We start from the raw sequence: 15,314 nt of genomic DNA on the forward strand, positions 1-15,314 counted from the left end.
CGCGGCGCCCGTCAGCCGGTCAGCGGAAGGCGGCGACCACCTGCGCCACCGCGGCCGTCAGCCGCTTGGCGTAAGGCACGTGCAGGAACTCGTTCGGGCCGTGGGCGTTGCTCTTCGGGCCCAGCACGCCGCAGACCATCATCTGCGCCTGCGGGAAGCCGGCCTGCAGCATGCTCATCAGCGGGATCGTGCCGCCCTGGCCGATGTAGCCGACCGGTGCGCCGAAGTGGGCGTTCGACGCCGCGTTCAGCGAGTCCTCCAGCCAGGCCGGCAGTTCGGGCGCGTTCCAGCCGCTGGCGCCGAGCGCGCCGGCGCGGCCGTCGGGCACGAAAGTCACGCGGGCGTTGTACGGCGCGTTGTCTTCCAGCAGCGCCTTCAGCCGCACGCTGGCCTCGTGGCCGTCGACCAGCGGCGGCAGGCGCAGGCTGAGCTTGAACGCGGTGTAGGGGCGCAGCACGTTGCCGGCGCTCTTCATCTCGGGGAACCCGTCGACGCCGGTGACGCTGAGCGTGGGCCGCCAGGTGCGGTTGAGCAGGCCTTCGACCGGGTCGGTGGTCGTCGGCAACGCCAGCGTGCCGTCGGCGCCGCAGACCCAGGGCATGCGCTTCCAGACGTCGTCGCCGAGGATGGCCGCAGTGGCCTGGGCCTGCGCGACGCGCGAAGCCGGCACTTCGCAGTGGAAGAACTCGGGCAGCAGCTGGCCGGTCTTGGCGTCCTCCAGCCGGTCCAGCACCTGGCGCAGGATGCGAAAGCTCGACGGCACCAGGCCGCTGGCGTCGCCGGAGTGGATGCCCTCGGTCAGGATCTCGACCTTCAGCACGCCGCTGACCATGCCGCGCAGGCTGGTCGTCAGCCACAACTGGTCGTAGTTGCCGGCGCCGCTGTCCAGGCAGACGACGAGGCCGACCTGGCCCAGGCGGGGCTTGAGCGCGTCCAGGTAGGCCGGCAGGTCGTGCGAGCCGCTCTCCTCGCAGGTCTCGATGACGCCGACGCAGCGCGGGTGCGCCGTGCCCTGGGCCTTCAGCGCCTCGATCGCGGTGACTGCCGCGTAGATCGCGTAACCGTCGTCGGCACCGCCGCGGCCGTAGAGCAGGCCGCCCTCGTACTTCGGCGTCCACGGGCCCAGGTCGCTGCGCCAGCCGCTGAACTCGGGCTGCTTGTCCAGGTGGCCGTAGAACAGCACCGTGTCGCTGGCGCCGCCGGTGGCGGCGACGTCGAAGAAGATCACCGGGGTGCGCCCGGGAATGCGCACGATCTCGATCGCCAGGCCCGGCACGCGGCGCGCCTCGACCCAGGCCACGGCGTCCTGCACGACACGCTCGATGTAACCGTGCGCCTGCCAGTCGGCGTCGAACATCGGGCTCTTGGCGGGCACGGCGATGTAGTCGGTGAGCGCGGGCACGATGCGCTCGTCCCAGGCATGGGCGACGAAATCGGCCAGCGGCAGGTGGCGGTCGGGGGCGTTCATGGGCGGACTCCTGCGGGTTTCGTGCGAATCCCGCCAGTGTAGGCCGACGCCCCCGCGCCCCGAGGGGGAGCCGGTCTTCGCAGCGCCCGGGCCGGCCGCTATGCTGGCCCGATGACGACCGACTTCTTCCGCCTCGAGCTCGCCGACTCCGGCGTCGCCCATCTGCAGCTGGCGCGCCCCGAGCGCCTGAACACGATGACGCCGGCCTTCTTCCCGGCGCTGCGCGAGGTCGTCGAGTCGCTCAACGCCGAGGGCCACACGCGCGTGCTGGTGATCTCGTCGACCGGCAAACACTTCAGCGCCGGCATGGCGCTGGACGTCTTCGCCAGCGACATGACGCTGCTGGACACCGGCAGCGCGCGCCAGCGCCTGGCCTTCCAGGACTCGCTGCGCCAGCTGATGCGCTGCTTCGACGTGCTCGAATCGGCGCGTTTCCCGGTCATCGCCGCGGTCCAGGGCGGCTGCCTGGGCGGCGCGCTCGACCTCGCCGCCGCCTGCGACCTGCGCGTGTGTTCGGCCGACGCCTTCTTCTCGGTGCAGGAGATCCAGATCGGCATGGCCGCCGACCTGGGCGTGCTGCAGCGCTTGCCCAAGATCGTGCCGCCGGGCGTGGCGCGCGAGATGGCCTACACCGGCGAACGTGTCGCCGCCGAGCGTGCGCTGGCGATCGGCCTGGTCAACGCCGTGCTGCCCGACGCTGCCGCGACGCTGGACCACGCGCTGACGCTGGCCGCGGCGATCGCCGCCAAGTCGCCGCTGGCGATCGCCGGCAGCAAACGCGCGCTGAACTACGCCGTCGACCACCCGACCGCCGACGCGCTCGACCAGATGACGCTGCTGCAGAGCGCGATCTTCGACATCGGCGAGATGGCGCAGGCGATCGAGGCCTGGCAGACGAAGAAGCCGGCCGGTTTCCAGCCGCTGGCGCCCGTGCCGCGCGTCTAGCCTTCGGCCTTGCGCCGCGCGCGCAGCGGCGCCAGCACGGCCTCGGTGTCGGCGCCCAGCGCCGGCGCGTTGCGGCGGTGGCTGCCCGGCGTGCGCGACAGCTTGGGCACGATGCCCGGCACCGTGAGCGTGCTGCCGTCGTCCAGCGTCACCGGCAGCAGCATGTCGCGCGCCGCGTAATGCGGGTCGTGCGCGATGTCGGCGGCGGTGTAGATGCGCCCGCCGGGCACCGCGGCCGCGTCCAGCGCCGCCAGCACCTCGTCGACCGTGCGCGTGGCGGTCCAGGCGCCGATCGCGGCGTCGAGTTCGGCCACGCGGGCGACACGGCCGGTGTTGTCGGCGAGTTCGGCGTCGGCCGCCAGGTCCTCGCGGGCTATGGTCTTCATCAGCCGGCGGAAGATGCTGTCGCCGTTGCCGGCCACCAGCACCTGGCCGTCGCGGCAGACGTAGGCGTTGGTCGGCGCGATGCCCGGCAAAGCACTGCCGGCCGGGCCGCGCACGGCGCCGAAGGCGCTGTATTCGGGCAGCAGGCTCTCCATGCAGTTGAACACCGCCTCGTAGAGCGCGACGTCGACGACCTGGCCGCGGCCACTCTTGCCGCGCTCGTGCAGCGCCATCAGCACGCCGATGACACCGTGCAGCGCCGCCAGCGTGTCGCCGATCGACACGCCGACACGCACCGGCACGCGCCCGGGCTCGCCGCTCAGGTGGCGCAGGCCGCCCATGGCCTCGGCGACGACGCCGAAACCGGGTTTGTCGCGGTACGGCCCGGTCTGGCCGTAGCCGCTGACCCGCAGCACGATCAGCTTCGGGCTGGCCGCCATCAGCGCCTCGGGCGCGAGGCCGAAACCTTCGAGCGCGCCGGGGCGGAAGTTCTCGATCAGCACGTCGGCTTCGAGCGCGAGCTCCCGCACCAGCGCCTGCGCCTCGGGGTCCTTCAGGTCGAGCGCGACCGAGCGTTTGTTGCGCGACTGCACCTGCCACCAGACGGAGGTGCCGTCCTTCAACAGCCGCCAGCGCCGCAGCGGATCGCCGCCGTCGGGCGCCTCGACCTTGATCACGTCGGCGCCGAAGTCGGCCAGCGTCTTGGCGGCGAAGGGGCCGGCGATCAGCTGGCCCAGTTCCAGCACCTTGAGGCCGGCCAGCGGGCCGGCGGGAGTCGGGTCGGGCGAAGTCTGCATCGGGCGGCGTCCTGTGGGGGCAGGACGGCAGTCTAGGCGGCGCTCAGCCGCGCTGGAACTTGAACACCGCGACGCTGGCGCGAAGGTTGGGCAGCACCCGCACGACGCGCCCGTCCTGCAGCCCGAAGCCGTCGCTGATCTGCAGCCCGTTCTTGCGCGCCAGCACCTCGAAGTCGGCGTAGGTGCCGACGCGGATGTTGGGCGTGTCGTACCACTCGTAAGGCAGCGCACGCGTCACCGGCATGCGGCCGCCGACGACACGCACGCGGTTCGGCCAGTGGGCGAAGTTGGGGAAGCTGACGATGCCGATGCGGCCGACCCGCGCCGTCTCGCGCAGCATGCGTTCGGCGTTGCGCAGGTGCTGCAGGGTCTCGATCTGCAGCACGACGTCGAAGCTCTGGTCCTCGAACATCGCCAGCCCTTCCTCGAGGTTGAGCTGGACGACGTTGACGCCGCGCTGCACGCAGGCCAGCACGTTGGCGTCGGCGATCTCGACGCCGTAACCGCTGCAGCCCTTGTGGCGCTGCAGCCAGGCGAGCAGCTCGCCGTTGCCGCAGCCCAGGTCAAGCACGCGGCTGCCCGGCGGCACCAGGTCGCCGATGATCTGCAGGTCGCGGCGTTCAGACATGGGCCGCCTCCGTCTTCGCGGCGCCGAAACCGGCGGCGATGCCCTCGAAATAGGCGCGCATCACCTGGTGGTAGCGCGGGTCCTCGAGCAGGAAGGCGTCGTGGCCGTGCGGGGCGTCGATCTCGGCGTAGCTGACGGCGATGCGGTTGTCCAGCAGCGCCTTGACGATCTCGCGCGAGCGCGCCGGCGAGAAGCGCCAGTCGGTCGTGAAGCTGACGAGCAGGAACCGTTTGTCGCGTGCCGGCACGAAAGCCGCGGCCAGGTCGCCGCCGTGTTCCAGCGCCGGGTCGAAGTAGTCGAGCGCGCGCGTGATCAGCAAGTAGGTGTTGGCGTCGAAGTACTCGCTGAACTTGTCGCCCTGGTAGCGCAGGTAGCTCTCGATCTGGAACTCGATCGCCTGGGTGCTGTAGCCGAGTTCGGCGGCGCGCAGCTCGCGCCCGAACTTGGCCTCCATCGTGTCGTCCGACAGATAGGTGATGTGGCCGATCATGCGCGCCACGCGCAGGCCACGTTTGGGCAGCACGCCGTGTTCGTAGAAGTGGCCGCCGTGGAAATCGGGGTCGGTGACGATGGCGCGGCGCGCGACCTCGTTGAAGGCGATGTTCTGCGCCGACAGGTTGGGCGCGGTGGCGACCGCGATGCAGTGCTCCAGCCGCCCGGGGTGACGCATCGCCCAGGACAGCGCCTGCATGCCGCCGAGGCTTCCGCCCAGCACCGCGGCGAGTTTGCTGATGCCCAGCCGGTCGATCAGCCGAACCTGGGCGTCGACCCAGTCCTCGACGGTGACGACGGGGAAGTCGGCGCCCCAGGCGCGCCCGGTCGCCGGGTTGAGCTGCATCGGCCCGGTCGAGCCGAAACACGAACCCGGGTTGTTGACGCCGATGACGAAGAAACGGTCGGTGTCCAGCGGCTTGCCGGGGCCGACCAGGTTGTCCCACCAGCCGGTGGCGCCGCGCTCGTCGGTGCCGGCGACGTGGTGGCTGGCGTTGAGCGCATGGCACACCAGCACCGCGTTGCTGCGTTCGGCGTTGAGCGTGCCGTAGGTCTCGTAGACCAGCGAGTAGGAAGGAAGCGACGCCCCGCTGCGCAAGGGCAGCGGCTCGTCGAAGTGCATCGTCTGCGGAGTGACGCGACCGACCGAAGCCATAAAACAAAAACCCGGCGCCGCCGTCAGCGGGCACCGGGTCTCGGTGTCCTCTTTAGCGGCATTTGTTAAAGCGCCCGCAATCAGGAAAACAAATCGGCGCTGGAAGCGCGAAGTATACGAGCCCGGCCGGGCGCGGCTTCAGCCGGCGCGCGCCAGCGTCTCGGACGGGCGTTCGCCGAACTGGCGCCGGTAGTCGGCGGCGAAGGCGCTCAGGTTCCAGAAGCCCCAGGCCTGGGCCGCGGCCTGCACCGTCTGCCCGCCGCGGCCGGCGCGCAGCAGCCGGCGCACGCCGTTCAGGCGCACGCTGCGCAGGAAGGCCAGCGGCGAGATGCCGGCTTCGTCCTCGAAGGCGTACTGCAGCGTGCGCCGGCTGACGTGCAGCGCGGCGCAGAGTTCGGCGATGCCGGGCACACGCTCGGGCGCGCCGGCGACGAGCGCATGCGCCTGGGCGACGAGCTGGCGCCGCGACACCGCGTTGCCGCGCTCGCGCGGCACGCTGCGTGCGGCCAGCAGCGCGACGACGGTGTCCAGCAGCGCGCCTGGCGGCGGCGCCTGGCCGGCGGCGGCCAGCGCCAGGATCGCACGCGCCAGCGCCAGCGCGTGCTGCCGCTGCACAGCGTCGACCGGCCACCAGGCGGCGTCGCGCGCATCGGGCAAGGCCAGCGCCGGCGCGCGGCGCGCGAGCAGATCGCGTGCGACGACGATGCCAACGATCGCATGGCCCGGCGGGCTGACGAGTTCGAAGCTGCCGTCATGGCCGCTGACCATCACGCCAGCGGCCGCGACCCGGCGCCCGTTCAGGCGCGAGCCGTCGTCGGCTTCGGTGATGCCGCACCACAGCGCCCCGGCCCAGACCTGGCAGCGCTGGCGCAGGCGCTGGCTGGTGCGCTCGCGGAACAGCTGCACGCCGTCGGCCAGGGCTTCGTCGAGGCGGCCGTCGAAGCGGCCTGCGCCGAGCTGGTCGTACTCCTGGTGCCAGCCGCTCAGGTGCGCGGCGTGTTCGTCGACGTCGCCGGCCGTGCGGCTGGCGGCTCGCCATGGTGCGTGCTGCACACGGTTCGTGCTTTCGAACATTGCCGATTCCCGCTAACACGCCGGCCGGGCGCGCTCCTACGCTGCGGAGCAAGGGCCGCACCCGGCCGAGCAAGGGGTTTCCACATGTCGCAACCCGCATTGAACAAGTCGCTGTCGACCTGGCAGCTCTGGGGCATCGCCGTCGGGCTGGTGATCTCGGGCGAGTACTTCGGCTGGAGCTACGGCTGGGCCGGCGCCGGCACGCTGGGGTTCCTGATCACCGCGGTGTTCATCGCGCTGATGTACACCTGCTTCATCTTCAGCTTCACCGAGCTGACGACCTCGATCCCGCACGCCGGCGGCCCGTTCGAGTACGGGCGCCGCGCCTTCGGCCCCACCGGCGGCTATCTCGCGGGCTACGCGACGCTGATCGAGTTCGTGTTCGCGCCGCCGGCCATCGCGCTGGCGATCGGCTCCTACCTCGCGGTGCAGTTCCCGGGGCTGGACCCGAAGATCGCCGCCGTCGGCGCCTACGCGATCTTCACCGTGCTCAACATCCTGGGGGTGCAGATCGCCGCCACCTTCGAACTCGTCGTCACGGTGGTCGCGATCTTCGAGCTGCTGGTCTTCATGGGCGTGGTCTCGCCGGGATTCTCGGTCGCGAACTTCGTCAAGGGCGGCTGGGCCGGCAGCGACAACTTCCAGCTGGGCGCGGTCGGCGGCATCTTCGCCGCGATCCCGTTCGCGATCTGGTTCTTCCTCGCGATCGAAGGCGTGGCCATGGCGGCCGAGGAAGCGAAGGACCCGCAACGCTCGATCCCGCGCGCCTACATCGGCGGCATCCTGACGCTGCTGGTGCTGGCCGTCGGCGTCATGGTCTTCGCCGGCGGCGCCGGCGACTGGACCAAACTCTCGAACATCAACGACCCGCTGCCGCAGGCGATGAAGGGCATCGTCGGCGACTCCAGCGGCTGGCTGCACATGCTGGTGTGGCTGGGCCTGTTCGGCCTGGTCGCCTCGTTCCACGGGATCATGATCGGCTACTCGCGCCAGATCTTCGCGCTCGCCCGCGCCGGCTTCCTGCCGGCGGCGCTGGGGCGCGTGCACCCGCGCTTCAGGACACCGCACCTGGCCGTCGTCGCCGGCAGCGTGATCGGGCTGCTCGCGATCTTCAGCGACGAATGGCTGCAGTTCGGCGGCCAGACGCTGACCGCCAACATCGTCACGATGAGCGTCTTCGGCGCGATCGTGATGTACATCGTCAGCATGGCCAGCCTGTTCAAGCTGCGGCGCAGCGAGCCCGAGATGGCGCGCCCGTTCCGCGCGCCGCTGTACCCGTGGCTGCCGGGCTTCGCGCTCGCCGCCGCGCTGGTGTGCCTGGCGACGATGACCTGGTTCAACCCGCTGATCGCCGCGCTCTTCATCGGCCTGGGCGCGGCGGGCTACTTCTGGTTCCTGCTGCGCGGCAAGCTGCGCCCGGCGCTGCCGGCCACCGCCGCCTGAGCCCATGGCCTACGCCCACGTCGTCGGCGGCACGCGCTACGTCTTCGACGACCTGCGCACGCTGCTGGCGCGGGCCTCGCCGGCACGTTCGGGCGACGAGCTGGCGGGTGTCGCCGCCGCCAGCCGCAGCGAACGCGCCGCCGCGCAGCAGGCGCTGGCCGAGCTGCCGCTGGCGACGTTCCTGAACGAAGCCGTCGTGCCTTACGAAGACGACGAGGTCACGCGGCTGATCGTCGACACGCACGACCGCGCTGCGTTCGCGCCGGTGGCGCACCTGACGGTGGGGGGCTTGCGCGACTGGCTGCTGTCCGACGCCGCCGACGAAGCCGCACTCGCCGCGCTGGCGCCCGGGCTGACGCCCGAGATGGCGGCGGCGGTCAGCAAGATCATGCGCAACCAGGACCTGGTGCTGGTGGCGCGCAAATGCCGCGTGCGCACGCGCTTTCGCGGCACCATCGGCCTGCCCGGCCGGCTGTCGACGCGGCTGCAGCCCAACCACCCCACCGACGACGCCGCCGGCATCGCCGCCAGCGTGCTCGACGGCCTGCTCTACGGCAGCGGCGACGCCGTCGTCGGCATCAACCCGGCCAGCGACAACGTCGCCCAGGTCACGCGGCTGCTGCAGATGCTGGACGCGGTGATCCAGCGCTGGCAGATCCCCACCCAGAGCTGCGTGCTGACGCACGTGACGAACACGCTGCGCTGCATCGAAGCCGGCGCGCCGGTGGACCTGGTGTTCCAGTCGATCGGCGGCACCGAGGCGACGAACCGCAGCTTCGGCATCGACCTGGCGCTGCTCGCCCAGGCGCAGGCGGCGGCGCTGTCGCTGCAGCGCGGCGCGCTCTTCGACGACGGCACGCGCGGCGACAACCTCATGTACTTCGAGACCGGCCAGGGCAGCGCGCTGTCGGCCGGCGCCCACCACGGCTGCGACCAGCAGACGATCGAGACCCGCGCCTACGCGGTGGCGCGGCACTTTCGCCCGCTGCTCGTGAACAGCGTCGTCGGCTTCATCGGCCCGGAGTACCTGTACGACGGCAAGCAGATCCAGCGCGCCGGGCTCGAGGACCACTGCTGCGCCAAGCTGCTGGGCCTGCCCATGGGCTGCGACGTCTGCTACACCAACCACGCCGAGGCCGACCAGGACGACATGGACACGCTGCTGACGCTGCTGGGCGTGGCCGGCTGCAGCTTCGTGATGGGCGTGCCCGGCGCCGACGACGTGATGCTGAACTACCAGAGCACGTCCTTCCACGACGCGCTCTACCTGCGCCGCGTGCTCGGCCTGAGGCCCGCGCCCGAGTTCGAACGCTGGCTGGAGGCGATGCAGATCACCGAACCCGGCGCGCCCGACCGCCTGCTCGCCGGCCTGCCGCCGGCTTTCGCCCGCCTGGCGCGATGACCGACGCCGTCACGCCCGACCCCTGGCAGGCGCTGCGCCGGCACACGCCGGCGCGCATCGCGCTCGGCCGCAGCGGCGTCAGCCAACCGACCGCCGCGCACCTGGACTTCCAGCGCGCCCACGCCGAGGCGCGCGACGCGGTGCACCGCCCCTTCGACGCCGCCGGTGTCGAGGCCGGCATCGCGGCGCTCGGCCTGACGACGCTGCGCCTGCACAGCGCCGCGCCCGACCGCGCCAGCTATCTGAAGCGCCCCGACCTGGGCCGGCGCCTGGACGAGGCCTCGTGCACCACGCTGCGCGAGCTGCCGGCGCCGGAGCAGCCGCCGGACCTGGCGCTGGTCGTCGCCGACGGCTTGTCGACGCTGGCCGCCGAACACCACGCCGCCGCCTTGATCGCCGCGCTGCGCATCACGCTGCGCCGCGGCTGGCGCTTCGCGCCGGTGGCGGTCGTCGAGCAGGCGCGCGTGGCGATCGGCGACGAGATCGGCCAGGCGCTCGGCGCGCGCATCGTCGTCGTCGCGATCGGCGAGCGCCCGGGCCTGAGTTCACCCGACAGCCTGGGCCTGTACCTGACCTGGGCGCCGCGCCCCGGGCGCAGCGACGCCGAGCGCAACTGCATCTCGAACGTGCGCCCCGAAGGCCTGCCCATCGAAGCCGCCGCCGCGCGCCTGGCCTGGCTGCTGAACGAAGCCCGCCGCCGCCAGCTCACCGGCGTCGAACTCAAGGACGAAAGCGAACCGCCGGTGCCGCCGCTGGACCTCGCCGCCAGCTTCCTGCTGGGCGAGTGACGCGTTCAGCCCCGCGGGGGCGCCGTGTCGACGAAGCTGGGGCGTGCCGCCAGCTTCTCGGCCAGCTTGGTCAGGTTCGGATACGGGCTGCGCCAATCGACTTCCGGGAAGCGGAAGTCCAGGTAGCCCAGCGCGCAGCCGACGGCGACGTCGGCCAGCGTGTAGTGGGTGCCGGCGCACCAGGGGCGCTCGCCCAGGCCCTGGCTCATCGCCTTCAGGCTGGCGTCGACCTTGACCATCTGGCGGTCTATCCAGGCCTGCGAACGCTGGCCTTCGCTGCGCCCGTTCCAGGTGGCTTCCAGGCGCGCCAGGATCAGCGCGTCGAGCACGCCGTCGGCCAGCGCTTCCCAGGTGCGCACTTCGACACGTTCACGCCCCGACGGCGGGATCAGCTTGCCCACCGGGGACAGCGTTTCCAGGTACTCGACGATGACGCGGGAATCGAAGACGGCTTCGCCGCCTTCCATCACCAGGCAGGGCACCTTGCCCAGCGGGTTGGACTTGAGGATGGCGTCCGTGCCCCAGACGTCTTCCAGCACGAGCTGGAAGTCGAGCTTCTTCTCGGCCATGACGACGCGCACCTTGCGGACGTAAGGGCTGGTGAGCGAACCGATGAGTTTCATGGGGGTGGTGAAGACAGCTGCGGGTTTCCCTGAGCTGGTTGATTCTAGCCAAGGGCTTTTTGACCCCCGGGAGCCCCCCCGAGCCCCTCGCCGCGCTGTAGCGTGAAGTCCACGGCCGAGGGCCGCCCGGGCAGCGCCAGCTGGGCGCTGCCCGGCGCCATGCGCGACAGCAACTGGCCGCCGCGAACCACCAGCAGACGCTGCGCGCGCAGCCGGATCGCCTCGGCCGGCGAGCGCGCCTGCAGCAGCACGAAATCGGCGCGGCAGCCCGGCTCCAGCCCGTAGCCTTCCAGCCCCAGGATGCGCGCGTTGTTGACGGTGACCGCGTCGAAACACTGGCGCATGCCGGCCTGCGAGGTCATCTGCGCGACGTGCAGCCCCATCGCCGCCACTTCCAGCATGTCGCCCGAGCCCAGCGAATACCAGGGGTCGAGCACGCAGTCGTGGCCGAAGCCGACGTTGACGCCGGCCGCCAGCAGCTCGGGCACCCGCGTCATGCCGCGGCGCTTCGGGTAGCTGTCGTGGCGGCCCTGCAGCGTGATGTTGATCAGCGGGTTGGCGACCGCGTGCAGCCCGGCCTCGGCCATCAGCGGCAGCAGCTTGCTGACGTAGTAGTTGTCCATCGAGTGCATGGACGTCAGGTGCGAACCCGTCACCCGGCCCTGCAGCCCCAGGCGCTGGGTCTCAAAGGCCAAGGTCTCGACGTGGCGCGACAGCGGGTCGTCGCTCTCGTCGCAGTGCATGTCCACACGCAGGCCGCGGCGTGCGGCCAGTTCGCACAGCAGCTTCACGCTGGCGGCGCCGTCCGCCATCGTGCGTTCGAAGTGCGGAATGCCGCCGACGACGTCGACGCCCAGATCCAGCGCCCGCTCCAGATTGGCCAGCGCACCCGGCGCCCGCAGCACGCCGTCCTGCGGGAAGGCGACGAGCTGCAGATCGAGATAGGGCTTGACGCGCTTCCTGACTTCCAGCAGCGCCTCGACGGCCAGCAGCCGCGGGTCGCAGACGTCGACGTGGCTGCGGATCGCCAGCAGCCCACGCGCCACCGCCCAGTCGCAGTACTGCAGCGCCCGTTCGACCAGCGCCTCCTGCGTCAGCAAGGGCTTCAGCTCGCCCCAGAGCGCGATGCCTTCGAGCAGCGTGCCGCTGGCGTTGACGCGCGGCAGCCCGTAGCTGAGCGTCGCGTCCATGTGGAAGTGGGCGTCGACGAAGGGCGGGCTGACGAGCCAGCCACCGGCGTCGACGACCGGCGTGCCTTCGGGGGCGGCGAGCGCCGGGCCGACGGCGGCGAAACAGCCGTCCTGGATCAGCAGGTCGATGCCGGTGCGGCCATCGGGCAGGGTTGCATTGCGGACGAGCATGGGAATGGGGGCGGGGCCTCGGACCCCGGCGAGCATACGGCGCGCCCACTCGCCGCCGGCTACTTGGTGCCGAAGATGCGGTCGCCGGCGTCGCCCAGCCCGGGCAGGATGTAGCCGTGTTCGTCCAGGCGCTCGTCGATGGCCGCGGTGTAGACCGGCACGTCGGGGTGGTGCGCCTGGAAGTGGCGCAGGCCCTCGGGCGCGGCCAGCAGGCAGACGAAGCGGATCGACTTCGGCCGCGTCTCCTTCAGCCGGTCGACCGCGGCCACCGCCGAGTTGCCGGTGGCCAGCATCGGGTCGAGCACGATGGCGTCGCGTTCGTGCATGTCCTGCGGCATCTTGAAGTAGTACTCGACGGCGACCAGCGTCTTCGGGTCGCGGTACAGCCCGATGTGGCCGACCCGCGCGCCGGGCACGACCTCGAGCATGCCGTCGAGGAAGCCGTCGCCGGCGCGCATCACCGCGACGAAGACCGTCTTCTTGCCGTCGATGACCGGCGAGCGCATCGTCGCCAGCGGCGTCTCGATCTCGATCAGCGAGGTCGGCATCTCGCGTGTCACCTCGTAGGCCATCAGCATCGAGAGCTCGTGCAGCAAGCGGCGGAAGCTGTTCGTGCTGCGGTCCTTCTGCCGCATCAGCGTCAGCTTGTGCTGAACCAGCGGGTGCGTGACGTGGTGGACGATGGGCGTCATGCAGGGCTTTCGGGTCAGAAGATCGTGCCGTCGCTGTCGATGGCCACCGGCGGGGAGCCGTCGGCGCGGCGTTCGAGCGCGATCTGGCGCCCGGCGGCCCAGGTACCGCCTTCGAGCACGCAGGCCAGCGGCAGCTGTTCGGCGCTCTGCCCCAGGCGCGCGCGCACCCGTTCGGCGACTTCGTCGAGCAGCGTCACCGTCAGCGCGCGCCACTCGATGACGAACTCGTCCGACGGTTTCCAGCGCATCGCCAGGCTGCGTGGATCGCGCGGCACGACGACGCCGGCGTCGATCAGCAAGCCGCCGTTGCGGTATTCGGGCAGGCCGGTCAGAGCGTCCAGCCCGGTGACACGCACGCCGCACCACTGCAGCGGCTCGATCAGCGAATAGGCCAGCCACTGGCTCAGCTTGTGCAGCGGCAGCCAGCCGGGCGTGCGCCGGTCGATGCCGCCGCCGGGTGCGGACGCGTCGGCGAAACGGTGCGGCCAGACGTCGCCGGCGCGCTGGCCGGCGACCGAACTGCCGCTGGTCCAGACCGGCGCCAGCACACGCAGCAGCAGGCCCAGGATCTCGGACGCCGTCACCGCGTCGCGGCCGCCGGCGACGAGCTGGTCGTAAAGCAGCCCCGGGCGCGACTCGAAACCGCTGCGTCCGCTTTCGGCCGCCAGCGTCTCGCCCAGCCGCACCAGCAGCGCGGCGCGGCCGTCGAGCCCGACCATCGTGTTCGTCGGCGTCACCTGGAAGATCGCACCCAGCGCGGCGGCATCCAGCCGCCGCAGCGCCGCGGCATCGGCACGCAGCGGCTCGGCAGCGTCGAAGGCAAAAGCGCCGGCCAGGAAAGCGCGGAAGCTGGCGACCCCCAGGCCCTCGGAGCGCGAATAGCGTGTCGCGCCGTCGCCCTCGCCTTCGCGCCAGGACCAGGCCGGGCCGGCGCCGGCATCCAGCAGCACGCTGACGACGACGAGGTCGAAGTAGGCGCGCGCCCGCTCGGCCGTCGTCACGCCGGCCAGCGACGCGTCGAGCAGCGCGCGCCGGTCGACACCGCCGGCCTCGAAGTGGCGCCAGCGGCTGTGCAAGGGGATGCGGCCGTCGGGGAAGCGCTCGCGCGTCAGCGCCGCGACGCGCTCGGCAACCTCGTCCAGCCGCGAGCGGTCGAGCCGGAACCAGCCCGACCGGTCGTCGGCCACCGCCTGTGTGATGGCCGCGCAACGCAGCCTGATCGTCGCCGGGTCGCGCAGTGTCGCCAGAATTTCAGTCAAACAAACGTCCCTTCACCTGGGCCAGGTCATGTTCGGAGGGCACACGCCCCTCGGGCGTGAAGTAGCCGGCGGCGATCTTGGCCTCGATCTCGACCCTTGCGTCGGCCGGCACCAGCGCGTCGGGGATCTGCACCCGTTCGCCGACCTCGATGCCGCTGCCGGTGATCGCGTCGTACTTGTCATTGCTCATGCTGACCAGGCGGTGGATGCGGCGGATGCCCAGCCAGTGCAGCACGTCGGGCATCAGCTCCTGGAAACGCATGTCCTGCACGCCGGCGACACATTCGGTGCGCAGGAAGTACTTGTCGGCGCGGTCGCCGCCTTCCTGGCGCTTGCGCGCGTTGTAGACCAGGAACTTGGTCACCTCGCCGAGCGCCCGCCCCTCCTTGCGGCTGTAGGCGATCAGGCCCACGCCGCCGGCCTGCGCGCCCTGGATGCACTCCTCGATCGCGTGCGTCAGGTAGGGCCGGCAGGTGCAGATGTCGGAGCCGAAGACGTCGGAGCCGTTGCATTCGTCGTGCACACGCGCGGTCAGCGTCACCTCGGGCCTGGCCAGGTCGTGCAGGTCGCCGAAGACGTAGAGCGTCTGGCCGCCGATCGGCGGCAGAAAGACCTCCAGGTCGCTGCGCGTGACGAGCTCGGGGTACATGCCGCCGGTCTCCTCGAACAGCGCACGCCGCAGCTCGGCTTCGGCGACGCCGAAACGGCGCGCGACGCCCGGCAGCCACCAGACCGGCTCGACGGCGATCTTGGTCACCGCGGCGCTGCCGTCCGCCAGCAGGACACGGCCGTCGACCGCCAGGCGCTGGAAGGCGAGGGCCTGGCGGATCTCGGGCAGGTGCACATGGGCCTGGGTCACCGCGATCGTCGGCCGGATGTCGTAGCCGCGCGCCAGCTGCCCGGCGTAGACCTGCTGCACGCTCGCGCCCCAGGGGTCGATCGAGACGATGCGCTCGGCATCGCTCCACTGCGGGTGCGGGCCGACGGGGTCGGTCGGGGCGGTGTTCGTCAGGTCGGCGCGGTGCCCACGCGGCAGGTTGCCGGCGGCGACCGCGAGCGCGCGGTAGACGCCGTAGCTGCCGCTGTGCGTGCCGATGACGTTGCGCTGGCCGCGGTTCGTCGTCGTGCCGACCAGCGGGCCGCGCTCCTGCGCATCGGCCGCGCCCCAGCGGATGGCCGGCGCGCCGGCCGGGCCCTGGCCGGGGTGCGAGGTCAGGCGGATGTGGCGGGCGGCGGGCTGTGGTGCGGATTCGACGGGCATCGTGGCGATCCTCGGACCAGGGCTTGGCGAACGGAAGGGAGC

14 protein-coding genes and 1 riboswitch are annotated in these 15,314 nt (G+C 71.6%); of the genes, 4 read left to right on the top strand and 10 right to left on the bottom strand.

Translation table 11 applies throughout. The annotated features are described in order from the left end of the window. Positions 1 to 19: 19 nt before the first annotated feature. A complete protein-coding gene (locus CKO43_RS04105; protein WP_200377909.1) occupies positions 20 to 1,468 on the bottom strand; it encodes a M20 family metallopeptidase in 1,449 nt (482 codons plus the stop codon). Between the two features lie 111 nt (positions 1,469 to 1,579). Between CKO43_RS04105 and CKO43_RS04110 the strand changes: the two genes are divergently transcribed. Next, a complete protein-coding gene (locus CKO43_RS04110; RefSeq protein WP_200226933.1) occupies positions 1,580 to 2,413 on the top strand; it encodes an enoyl-CoA hydratase-related protein in 834 nt (277 codons plus the stop codon). Here CKO43_RS04110 and CKO43_RS04115 read toward each other — a convergent pair. The 4 genes from CKO43_RS04115 to CKO43_RS04130 form a co-directional block, all read right to left on the bottom strand. Beyond that, the gene (locus tag CKO43_RS04115) at positions 2,410 to 3,594 is read right to left on the bottom strand and encodes a CaiB/BaiF CoA transferase family protein (RefSeq protein ID WP_200377910.1); all 1,185 of its coding nucleotides are present in this window, start codon (positions 3,592 to 3,594) and stop codon (positions 2,410 to 2,412) included. The two genes, CKO43_RS04110 and CKO43_RS04115, sit on opposite strands and share 4 nt — an antisense overlap. A 43-nt stretch (positions 3,595 to 3,637) precedes the next feature. Further along, positions 3,638 to 4,222: a methionine biosynthesis protein MetW gene (gene metW / locus CKO43_RS04120; RefSeq protein ID WP_200226937.1), complete on the bottom strand. Its 585-nt coding sequence runs from the start codon at positions 4,220 to 4,222 to the stop codon at positions 3,638 to 3,640. Next, on the bottom strand, positions 4,215 to 5,369 hold the full coding sequence (gene metX, locus CKO43_RS04125; RefSeq protein ID WP_200226939.1) for a homoserine O-succinyltransferase MetX: 1,155 nt from the start codon (positions 5,367 to 5,369) through the stop codon (positions 4,215 to 4,217). The genes metW and metX overlap by 8 nt, the downstream gene beginning before the upstream one ends. A gap of 31 nt (positions 5,370 to 5,400) precedes the next feature. Continuing rightward, positions 5,401 to 5,479: riboswitch (SAM riboswitch) on the bottom strand. Between the two features lie 28 nt (positions 5,480 to 5,507). After that, a complete protein-coding gene (locus tag CKO43_RS04130) occupies positions 5,508 to 6,443 on the bottom strand; it encodes a helix-turn-helix domain-containing protein (RefSeq protein WP_200226941.1) in 936 nt (311 codons plus the stop codon). Between the two features lie 84 nt (positions 6,444 to 6,527). Here CKO43_RS04130 and eat point away from each other — a divergent pair, with 84 nt between their 5' ends. From eat to eutC, 3 genes are read left to right on the top strand one after another with little or no spacing between them, the layout of a single operon-like run. Next, positions 6,528 to 7,886 carry an ethanolamine permease gene (gene eat, locus CKO43_RS04135; protein WP_200377911.1) on the top strand — a complete coding sequence of 453 codons (1,359 nt, stop codon included), beginning with the start codon at positions 6,528 to 6,530 and terminating at the stop codon, positions 7,884 to 7,886. Between the two features lie 4 nt (positions 7,887 to 7,890). Then, positions 7,891 to 9,288 (top strand): ethanolamine ammonia-lyase subunit EutB, encoded by a 1,398-nt coding sequence (locus CKO43_RS04140; RefSeq protein ID WP_200377912.1) that lies wholly within the window; start codon positions 7,891 to 7,893, stop codon positions 9,286 to 9,288. Beyond that, positions 9,285 to 10,076, top strand: a complete 792-nt coding sequence (eutC, locus tag CKO43_RS04145; protein WP_200377913.1) for an ethanolamine ammonia-lyase subunit EutC — start codon at positions 9,285 to 9,287, stop codon at positions 10,074 to 10,076. Before CKO43_RS04140 ends, eutC begins: the two co-directional genes overlap by 4 nt. A 5-nt stretch (positions 10,077 to 10,081) precedes the next feature. Here the strand turns inward: eutC and CKO43_RS04150 are convergent, their stop codons facing one another. The 5 genes from CKO43_RS04150 to CKO43_RS04170 are packed head-to-tail and all read right to left on the bottom strand — an operon-like array spanning position 10,082 to position 15,272. Beyond that, positions 10,082 to 10,699, bottom strand: a complete 618-nt coding sequence (locus tag CKO43_RS04150) for a glutathione S-transferase family protein (RefSeq protein ID WP_200226948.1) — start codon at positions 10,697 to 10,699, stop codon at positions 10,082 to 10,084. Positions 10,700 to 10,743: 44 nt separating this feature from the next. Further along, complete coding sequence (locus CKO43_RS04155) at positions 10,744 to 12,060, bottom strand: amidohydrolase family protein (RefSeq protein WP_200377914.1); 1,317 nt, start codon at positions 12,058 to 12,060, stop codon at positions 10,744 to 10,746. A gap of 59 nt (positions 12,061 to 12,119) precedes the next feature. After that, on the bottom strand, positions 12,120 to 12,752 hold the full coding sequence (upp, locus tag CKO43_RS04160) for a uracil phosphoribosyltransferase (protein WP_200226952.1): 633 nt from the start codon (positions 12,750 to 12,752) through the stop codon (positions 12,120 to 12,122). 14 nt (positions 12,753 to 12,766) lie between these two features. After that, entirely contained in the window at positions 12,767 to 14,011 is a 1,245-nt protein-coding gene (locus CKO43_RS04165) for a DUF1688 family protein (protein ID WP_200377915.1), read from the bottom strand. Continuing rightward, positions 14,004 to 15,272: a GTP cyclohydrolase II gene (locus tag CKO43_RS04170; protein WP_200377916.1), complete on the bottom strand. Its 1,269-nt coding sequence runs from the start codon at positions 15,270 to 15,272 to the stop codon at positions 14,004 to 14,006. Before CKO43_RS04170 ends, CKO43_RS04165 begins: the two co-directional genes overlap by 8 nt. Between the last annotated feature and the right edge of the window lie 42 nt (positions 15,273 to 15,314).

Origin of the sequence: Rubrivivax gelatinosus (genome assembly GCF_016583785.1) — a bacterium.
In the GTDB taxonomy this organism is placed as follows: domain Bacteria; phylum Pseudomonadota; class Gammaproteobacteria; order Burkholderiales; family Burkholderiaceae_C; genus Rubrivivax; species Rubrivivax gelatinosus_B.

Coding starts and splice junctions, on each gene's coding strand:
- eat (WP_200377911.1), top strand. CDS start 6,528: ATGTCGCAACCCGCATTGAACAAGTCGCTGTCGACCTGGCAGCTCTGG.
- CKO43_RS04150 (WP_200226948.1), bottom strand. CDS start 10,699: ATGAAACTCATCGGTTCGCTCACCAGCCCTTACGTCCGCAAGGTGCGC.
- upp (WP_200226952.1), bottom strand. CDS start 12,752: ATGACGCCCATCGTCCACCACGTCACGCACCCGCTGGTTCAGCACAAG.
- CKO43_RS04155 (WP_200377914.1), bottom strand. CDS start 12,060: ATGCTCGTCCGCAATGCAACCCTGCCCGATGGCCGCACCGGCATCGAC.
- CKO43_RS04115 (WP_200377910.1), bottom strand. CDS start 3,594: ATGCAGACTTCGCCCGACCCGACTCCCGCCGGCCCGCTGGCCGGCCTC.
- metX (WP_200226939.1), bottom strand. CDS start 5,369: ATGGCTTCGGTCGGTCGCGTCACTCCGCAGACGATGCACTTCGACGAG.
- CKO43_RS04140 (WP_200377912.1), top strand. CDS start 7,891: ATGGCCTACGCCCACGTCGTCGGCGGCACGCGCTACGTCTTCGACGAC.
- eutC (WP_200377913.1), top strand. CDS start 9,285: ATGACCGACGCCGTCACGCCCGACCCCTGGCAGGCGCTGCGCCGGCAC.
- CKO43_RS04110 (WP_200226933.1), top strand. CDS start 1,580: ATGACGACCGACTTCTTCCGCCTCGAGCTCGCCGACTCCGGCGTCGCC.
- CKO43_RS04170 (WP_200377916.1), bottom strand. CDS start 15,272: ATGCCCGTCGAATCCGCACCACAGCCCGCCGCCCGCCACATCCGCCTG.
- CKO43_RS04130 (WP_200226941.1), bottom strand. CDS start 6,443: ATGTTCGAAAGCACGAACCGTGTGCAGCACGCACCATGGCGAGCCGCC.
- metW (WP_200226937.1), bottom strand. CDS start 4,222: ATGTCTGAACGCCGCGACCTGCAGATCATCGGCGACCTGGTGCCGCCG.
- CKO43_RS04105 (WP_200377909.1), bottom strand. CDS start 1,468: ATGAACGCCCCCGACCGCCACCTGCCGCTGGCCGATTTCGTCGCCCAT.